An 8,261-nucleotide genomic window follows, 5' to 3' on the forward strand; every position below is an offset into this window, starting at 1 on the left:
CGTTCCTACCTGTGGAAACCGGAAAAGAATTTTCAGGCCGGCTCCATTTCGTGCACCACCTGGCCCGCACGTAGCCGTACCAACTGATCGGCGATGTCGAAATAGCGGTCGTCGTGACTGATCACAATGATGGTCTTGCCCAGGCGCTTGAGGTCCGGCAGCAGTTCGGTATAGAACACGCGGCGGAAGGCCGGGTCCTGGTCGGCGGCCCATTCGTCGAACACCAGCACCGGGCGCTCTTCCAGCCAGGCGTTGACCAGTGCCAGGCGCTTGCGCTGGCCGGTGGACAGGTCGGTGGTGCTGAATACGCCGTCCTTGACGCTGACCTTGTGCGCGATTTCCAGGCGCTCCAGGTACTTGGCGGCGCTGTCCAGCGATTGGGTGGCGCTGCCCTGGACCAGGTCGTCGAACAGGTAGTAGTCGGCGAACACTGTGGTGAACAGCTGGCGATAGTCATCGCGCGCCGGGTCGGTCACCGTTTCGCCATTGAGGCGGATTTCCCCGGCCTCGGGTTGATACAGGCCCAGCAGCAGCTTGATCAGGGTGGTCTTGCCGCAGCCGTTCTCGCCGACGATAAACACGATATCACCCTGCTTGATGCTCAGGTTGATCGGCCCCAGGTGGAACGGCTGGCTGCCTTCCACCGGCGGCGGGCTGTAGCTCACGCCGCGCAGCTCCAGGCTGTGCACCACCGGTGTCGGCGCTTCGCTGCCGTCCATCAGCAGGTGCGGTTCGGGGGAAGAGAAGCGTTCGGACAGTTCGGTGATGCGCGCAAACGCAATGCGTGCCTTGCCGATGATCGGCAGGTAACCCACCACGTGTTCCAGCGGGCCCTTCATGTACAGCAGCACCAGCACAAAACCGGTGATCACCGCCGGGTCCGGGTTCGGGTTGTAGGCCTGCATCGCCAGCGCCAGGCCGATGACCACAAAGAACAGCATCGAGCCGAAGGTCTTGGCGACGATATAGATGTTCACCGAACGCACCTGGATATCGCTGATACGGTCGGCGGTTTCCTGGATGCGGTGGGTGTTCATGCGGTAGCGGCGGGGTCGGTGGATGCGCAACTCCTTGGCGCCGGAAGCGATTGCCGAGTAGTAGCGTTGCAGCTCGTCTTCCTGGTCGCGGGCCTCGTCGAAGCCGCGAATGCCCTTGGCGCCGGCAATGAATTGCACGCTGCTGCCGATGACGATCGCCACCACCATCATCAGGAACATCGGCACCGACAGGTACGCCAGGTACCCCAGGCAGCCCAGGGTCACGGTGGTGGCGATGGCCAGCGGGGTGAAGGCAAAGGAGAAGTCGCTGATGGTGTCGACGTCATGGGTCAGCACCGGGATCAGGCGGTGGGAGCGATACTGTTCGATCTGCTCGATGGGCGCCGACAGCACCTTTTCGCCGAGATCCTTGCGCAGGGCGGCAATGATCCGCTGGCCCACATAGTTGGTGCCGATATCGGAGACGATCGAACTGGTCAGCGCCAGCACACACAGCGCCGCAAAGCTCAGGATCACGCCCTGGGTCATACCCGTGGAAGAATGCAGCGCGTTATTGATGGTCGCCAACAACAACGTGATGGCCAGGCCGCCGGCCATGCCCAGGGCGACGGATACGGTCACGATGGTGCGAAACGGCCTGAGCAATGCAAGCAAACCTTTGAAGGCGCCGCGCTTGGGGTCGGTCATAAGTACTTCCCGGAAAGTGAAAAAGAGGGGGCTGGGCACACAGACCCTTACCCATGACAAACGAAGGATTGGCGCGACTATTTAGCTCGGCGTGCCCGGCGGTGGCGGTGGCGGATAAATTGCGCGTGGGCTGATTCGTTCTTGTGGTGTAGGCGCACGCGTATTGGCGCGTGCCTGATCTTTCCAGCGAGAGCGAAACAATGACGAAAAAGAACCTGGTGTACGTGTGGTCCCTGCGCAATGCCGCTGCCGACAAGGCCGGCCAGCCGGTGGCCTACAAGGACCACGAGCGCTACATGAAGTCGGTGCTGGAGTTTCTGGTGGGGTCGCTCAACGACACGCCACTGGGCGAGGCCTACAACCTGGTGGGCGTGGTGTATGACGACGATGAGCAGAACCCGCGGGACCAGCAGTTGGTGGCCGACTACGGCTTTGCCTATAAGCCCGGTCGCCAGTGGCTGTACCCGGCCGACCTGCGGGTGCAGGGGTGCCTGGTCAACGATCTGCTGCTGAGCGTGCCGTCCACCTATCGGCGCCTGCCGCGGGGCAGCGCCGAACATATTGCCGGCAAGCAGGATTTCGAACGCCGCCTGCATGACACCTTGGTGGAGCTGAAGGCCGATATCGTGGTGCTCGATGGCCTGCTGGTGATCCTGGACGAGCTGGTGCGCCCCGGTGCGCCGTTTGCCCGTCGCATCATGAACATCCACCCCGGTATCACCCGTATCGAATCGCCCTATGAGCGCCGGGGTGCCTACGCCACCTGGAATGCCTTGTACGGTGCCCGTGGACAAACCGTGGTGGATTGGGCGACCAGGGAGACGCAGCCGTGTGAGCCGCTGTACCTCACCGGCGCCTCGTTCCACTACGTGGATAACGGCATCGACTCCGGCGAAGTGTTCCACGACGTGCTCAAGACCGAGATCTCGCCGGACGACACCATCCTTGAGTTGCGTTGGAACAACTTCAATAACAGCCTGTTCCCGGCGTTGCATGAAGGCCTGGAGTTGTTGGCGCAGAAGGGGGTCTAAGCCGCGCACGATTTGACTGTGGGAAGGGGCTTGCTCCCGATGGCGGAGTATCAGTCAATGGCGATGTCGACTGCCGCACCCCATCGGGAGCAAGCCCCCTCCCAGATTAAATCCCGTCAGCTTCAGAGATCGCGCACGACCCTGAAGCCGATCCAATCACCCCGCGTCTGCGGATAGATCGTGTTGCGGTTCCCTGAGCGCGAAAACACCGGCGCCTCGCCCCAGTCATTGCCGCGAATCATGTAGCCCTCACAGTTTGGCTCCATCCATGCGCTGCCGTCGGTGGGCGCGCCGATGTAGCTGGAGTGCTCGCAGTCGGCCACGCGCTCATAGACGTTGCCATGCATGTCATACATGCCAAACGCATTCGGCGGGTAGCTGCCCACGGGCGAGGAATAGCTGTAGCCGTCCGCCGGGCCGTAGGTGTTGGCATGCTTGGCGATGCTGTAGCCCTTGCCCTCGTCGAACGGGAACGGGAATGGCCCGGTGGAGCCGGCGCGCGCGGCGTATTCGCGCTGGGCCTCGCTGACCATGTGGTACTGCTGGCCGGTCTTTTTCGACAGCCAGGCCACGTAGTGCTTGATGTCGTCCATGTCCATGCACACCGCCGGCTGGCGCGGGCCCTGGGGGTAGCGCGGCTTGCTGGCGATGCATTCGCGGCCGGGGCGGGTGTCGCCGTCGGCGATCTTCACTCCGGTCTGGCGGATATAGCTGTCCCATTCACCGGCGGTGATGTGGAAGCGGCTCATGGCGAACGGCTTGGCGAAGGTCACGTCATGCATCGGGCCTTCGTCCGGTTCGCGGCCGACTTCGTCTTCCGGCGTCCCCATGGTGAAGGTGCCGGCGGGCAGTACCACCATTTCCGGGCAGTCCTTGCAGTCCTTGAACACTTTGCCCGGTTGCGGCGTGGCAGCCTGGGCCAGGCCCGGCAGCAGCGCGCCGCACAGGGCGGTCAGTGCCAGGGTCGTCAGGGGTTTGAGTCGCAGTGGCGTCATAGGGGCCTCTCGTGCAAAGGGAAAAAGGCGCGTCACAACCGTTGGCTGAGCAGGGTCATGAAACGCTGGATTTCGTCGGAGTTGTTGAGCAGGCCGGGCGCCGTGCGGATCACCGGGCCGACGTCGCGGTCCACCGCGTCGATCACTACGCGGTTCTTCTGCATGTAGGTCGCCACCCGATCACTGTCCTGGCCCTTGACCCGGAAGAAGGTAAAGCCGGCAGACAGTTCGGGGCTGCGCGGCGTGACCAGTTCGATCTGCGGGTGCGCCAGCAATTGCTCCTTGAGTTCGGCGTTCAGTCCATGGATGCGCGCCTGGACCGGCGCCTTGCCCAGTTGCAGGTGCAGCTTGAAGGCCTCATCCGCCGCCCAGCGATGCTCGAAGGCGTGATAGCCGCCGGGGGTCATGATGGTGGCGAAGTCCTTGTCTTCGGAGAAGGTCGGCACCATGGGCGTGACGTAGGTGTTTTCAGGGTTGCGCGCGCACACCAGCCCGGTGCCCCGCGGACCGAACATCCATTTATGGGTGCCGGCGATAAAGAAGTCGCAATGCATGTCGGGGAAGTCGAGGTTTTCCACGCCGAAACCATGCACGCCATCCACCACATAGAGGAGGCGGTCCTTGTCGTCGCGGTTGCGGTTGTGCGCCGCCACCAGCTTGCCGATCTCGCCGATGGGCAGTTTCACGCCGCTGCCGGACTGTACCCAGGTCATGCCCAGCACCCGGGTATTGGGGCGGATATTGCGCTGGATATTGCCCAGCACCTCGTCGGCAGAGACCTGGCTGGCCCGCTCGAACAGCTTGATCCGGCGCACCTGGGTGCCTTCCTTGAGCACGCGAAAATCCAGCACGTTCTGGGTCGCGTAATGCTCATGCACGGTGGTGAGGACTTCCTGGTCCGGGCGCACCTTGATGCCGCCATAGATCATCGCCAGGCCTTCGGACGTGCTGCCGGTCAGGGCGATCTGCGCCGGGGTGGCCTTGAGGTAGCGGCCGGCCCATTCGCGTACCTGGCCTTCGCGCCTCCAGGTTTCCTCCAGGTCCCAGTCCATGGCGAGCCCTGGGTTGCGGTCGATCTGTGCGCGGTAACGCTCGATGGCCTCGCGTACCGGCCTGGGGTGCGAGGCCACCAGGAAGTTGGAGAAGTGCAGGTAATCCGGGTCCTGGTTGAACAGCTGCTTGAACCCCGTCCATGGGTCATCCGTGGTGGTGGCAGCCGGTGCCTGCGGGATGAGTGCAGCACCCAATGGCAGGCTGGCGGCGAATACCCCGGCCTGCTTGAGAAACGTACGACGGTCAGTCATGGACTTGCTTCTAGGTGATTAGCGGTTGGCCAAGGGTCTGGCGGCTTTTTGTACCTGGTCCCAGACCCGCAGGAAGTTGCCTCCCCACAGCTTGGCGATGTCGGCTTCGGAGTAGCCGCGCTGGAGCAGTTCGGCGGTGACGTTGCGGATTTCGCCGACGTTGTTCCAGCCGTCGATACCGCCGCCGTCGTTGAAGTCTGAAGCGATGCCGACGTGATCGATCCCGATCTTGCGCACGGTGTAGTCGACGGCGTCGCCCCAGTCCTTGAGCGTGGCCTTGGGTTCCTCCTCAAGAATCCCGTACAGCCCTTGGGCGTACTGGCCGAACTTCTGCTCCGGCCATGCCGCGATGATCGCGTCCCCCGGCATCAGGGCCATGGCCAGGTTGGGCAGTGGCGGCAGGTCGAAACGCGCGCGCAGGGTGTTGAGCTTGTCCTGGGTCGGCTGGCTCAGGGGGCGTATGTAGGCCGGGAAGCCCACCACCTGCACCACGCCGCCGCTGTTCTTGATCAGTTGCAGTTCCTTGTCGCTGAGGTTGCGCGGGATGTCCACCGACGCGCGCGGTGCCGAGTGGGACGCCACCATCGGCGTGCGACTCAGGTGCGCGACTTGCTCCAGGGCCTTGGTCGACATCTGCGACACGTCAATGATCACCCCCAGGTCATTGAGGCGCTGCACCGCTTGCTTGCCGATGTCCGACAGGCCTTCGAGGGCATCGACGGAATCATTGAAAAACGGCAGTGGGCGCGATGAGTCGGACCAGGCGTTATTGCCGATATAACTGAAACCGAACATACGCATGCCCCGGGCGACCCACAGGTCCAGCTGGTTCAGGTCATTGCCCAGCGGGTAGGCGTTGAGCATGCTGATAAAGATCGCGAACTTGCCTTCGCCATGCAGACGTCGAAAGTCATCCGGGGTATAGGCGATGCCGACTTGATTGGGAAAGTCACGCACCATGCCGGAGATGATCTTGTAGCGCACCTCCTGCTCGTGGCGGGCTTCCTCGACAAAGCCGTCAGTGGGCTTGTGCGGGGCATTGGGGCCATTCCAGATTTCCGGCCAGCCGAAGATCGTCAGGGCTGCGCCGGACAAGCGACCGCGTGCCGCCTTGGCCAGGTCGAACTGGCCGCTGCCGTCCTTGTCCGCTTCGTTGCCGGCGGTGCCGAAGTCCATGGGCACGGTGATGTGGCTGTCGAACGACAGCAGGCGGTCCTGCAGTTCATTGGCCTGCTTGATCACGGCGAGCGGGTAGCCGGCATTGCCCTTGAACCAGTGATCCCAGGCCAGGAAGCCTGCGCCGGCACCGATGGCCAGTGCCAGCGGCAAGCCGATGTACAGCGCCTTTTTCGAACGTGGTTTTGTCATTGCCATCTCAGTCAGTTGAGGCCTTTGCTATCAGGGAAGAACGAGTGGTGCGCGGGGAAATTTAGGCGGCGCGGGCAGGGCGGTAAATTTCCCCGGCCTGCAAACGTTCTAGCTCTGATAAAGCCGTTTCCTAAGGTAGACAATGACCATCTCTCGACGTGGGTTCATCGCAGGCCTGGCGCTGACCGGCGCGGCTGTGCCGGCCGCTTTCTATGCCCATCGCGAGTTGACGCGCGAAGAAGAATTCCCCATCACCCCCGGCGAAGCCACCGTGGACCTGGCCGACACCGCCGGGCAGCACCTGGCTAACACCTTGCGCGGGGTGTGGCGCCTGCGCCTGGAAGGCCGCGACGCCGGCCTCAAAGGCCTGCCGCTGCAAGGCCTGGAACTGTTGCTCGACATCGCCCCCCGTGGCCGTGGCCTGCGCGGCTACCTGGACACCGCCGCCAACCTGCGCAGCGAAGGCGAACCGCGCTACCGCGTGCTGGGTGACCTGCTGACGGGCGAGGGCGCCTTGCTCTACTGGCGCCTGATCGATCGTGATGCCGTCGACGGCAGACCCGCCTATGAGTTCAAGATGACCCTTGATGAGGTATGGGCCGACTTCGCCAACGCCGGCAGCGGCACCCTCAGTGGGCACATCCTCGACCTGGATCGTCCCCTGGCCTTGACCGAACGAGACAACCGCTTTATCGCCCACAAACAGCTGTTTCCCGAAGCTCGCCAACGCATCGGCCTCAACCCGACCCTGCTGGCCTGGCTGATTGCTCCGGAGCACCGCCTGTTTCACCAGCTGTGGCACGCCACCCGTGACCAGTGGCACAAACTCTCCGAAGAAAAGCGCGACGCCCTGCGCGGCATCGGCTGGCAACCCGGCCCGCGCGGCAAGGAGCGTGACGCCCGTGGCAAACACAAAGACCGCAACGGCTCGGGCATCGATTTCTTCTTCATGCACCGGCATATGCTCGGCACCGCGCGTTCCATGCAGGATCTGCCCTCGTGGCCCGCATTCCCCGAACCGCAACCGGCGCTGGAGCGCGATCGCCTAGGCTTCCTGCGCTACTTCGACAACCACGACGGCTTCGCGCTGCCGCCCACCTGGTCAGCCCCGGACGACAGCGAATACACCCAGTGGGTCAGCGACATCAAGGCCGCCGAGACCTACCACAGCAACTTCCAGGTCTGGGAATCGCAGTACCGCGACCCGCGCTACCTGGCCAGACTGACCTTGGGCCAACTCGGCTCCGAAATGGAGCTGGGCCTGCACGACTGGCTGCACATGCGCTGGGCCTCGGTGCCCCGCGACCCGTCCAACGGCGCCCCTGTACCCCTGGCCCGCGACCCGGCAGACTTTGCCCCGCGCTGGTACGCGGCGGAAAACGACTTCCTCGGCGATCCGTTTTCATCCCATGTGAACCCGGTGTTCTGGCACTTCCACGGCTGGATCGACGACCGTATCGAGGACTGGTACCGCGCCCACGAACGCTTCAACCCCGGCGAAGTCCGGCGCCTGGACGTCAACGGCGTGGCCTGGTTCGCCCCGGGGCGTTGGGTCGAAGTCGACGACCCGTGGCTGGGCCCGGACACCCATGGCTGCAGCACCACCCCGGGGTTGCAGATGGGCAAGTCGATGGAGATGGACCCGGAGACCATGAAGCTCGCCTTGCGCATTACCTTTGGTGAGGACGAGCACCTGTTGCAGGGCCTGTTCAAGCGCGTGCCGAAGCGGCCCTGGTATGCGCGGCATTTGAAGGTGAAGACCGTCTAGCGACGTTCTCGCTCCCGTTCGGGAGCGATTACCTGCCCTGAAAAAACGTTGAACCCTCGCTGCCTCCCTCTTGTCCCCGCTTCCCATGTCACCCCCCAGCGCCCAAATCC

The 8,261-nt window shown here is 63.6% G+C and carries 6 protein-coding genes; 2 read left to right on the forward strand and 4 right to left on the reverse strand.

Annotation, left to right across the window (positions count from 1 at the left end; all coding sequences use genetic code 11):
• Positions 1–32 precede the first annotated feature (32 nt).
• Positions 33–1,685, reverse strand: a complete 1,653-nt coding sequence (locus NIBR502773_RS27855; protein ID WP_141157477.1) for a cyclic peptide export ABC transporter — start codon at positions 1,683–1,685, stop codon at positions 33–35.
• Positions 1,686–1,885: 200 nt separating this feature from the next.
• On the opposite strand from NIBR502773_RS27855, the gene NIBR502773_RS27860 reads away from it, so the two are divergent.
• Positions 1,886–2,716, forward strand: coding sequence for a N(5)-hydroxyornithine transformylase PvdF (locus NIBR502773_RS27860; RefSeq protein WP_141157478.1), 831 nt, complete (start codon positions 1,886–1,888; stop codon positions 2,714–2,716).
• Between the two features lie 122 nt (positions 2,717–2,838).
• Here the strand turns inward: NIBR502773_RS27860 and NIBR502773_RS27865 are convergent, their stop codons facing one another.
• The 3 genes from NIBR502773_RS27865 to pvdM are packed head-to-tail and all read right to left on the reverse strand — an operon-like array spanning position 2,839 to position 6,383.
• Positions 2,839–3,711, reverse strand: coding sequence for a formylglycine-generating enzyme family protein (locus NIBR502773_RS27865; protein ID WP_141157479.1), 873 nt, complete (start codon positions 3,709–3,711; stop codon positions 2,839–2,841).
• A 32-nt stretch (positions 3,712–3,743) separates the two neighbouring features.
• Entirely contained in the window at positions 3,744–5,015 is a 1,272-nt protein-coding gene (locus NIBR502773_RS27870) for an aminotransferase class V-fold PLP-dependent enzyme (RefSeq protein WP_141157480.1), read from the reverse strand.
• Between the two features lie 18 nt (positions 5,016–5,033).
• Positions 5,034–6,383 carry a pyoverdine-tailoring dipeptidase-like protein PvdM gene (gene pvdM / locus NIBR502773_RS27875; protein WP_141157481.1) on the reverse strand — a complete coding sequence of 450 codons (1,350 nt, stop codon included), beginning with the start codon at positions 6,381–6,383 and terminating at the stop codon, positions 5,034–5,036.
• A gap of 142 nt (positions 6,384–6,525) precedes the next feature.
• Between pvdM and NIBR502773_RS27880 the strand changes: the two genes are divergently transcribed.
• Entirely contained in the window at positions 6,526–8,151 is a 1,626-nt protein-coding gene (locus tag NIBR502773_RS27880; RefSeq protein ID WP_141157482.1) for a PvdJ/PvdD/PvdP-like protein, read from the forward strand.
• Positions 8,152–8,261 lie beyond the last annotated feature (110 nt).

The sequence above is a fragment of the Pseudomonas sp. NIBRBAC000502773 genome (assembly GCF_006517195.1).
Lineage (GTDB): Bacteria > Pseudomonadota > Gammaproteobacteria > Pseudomonadales > Pseudomonadaceae > Aquipseudomonas > Aquipseudomonas marginalis.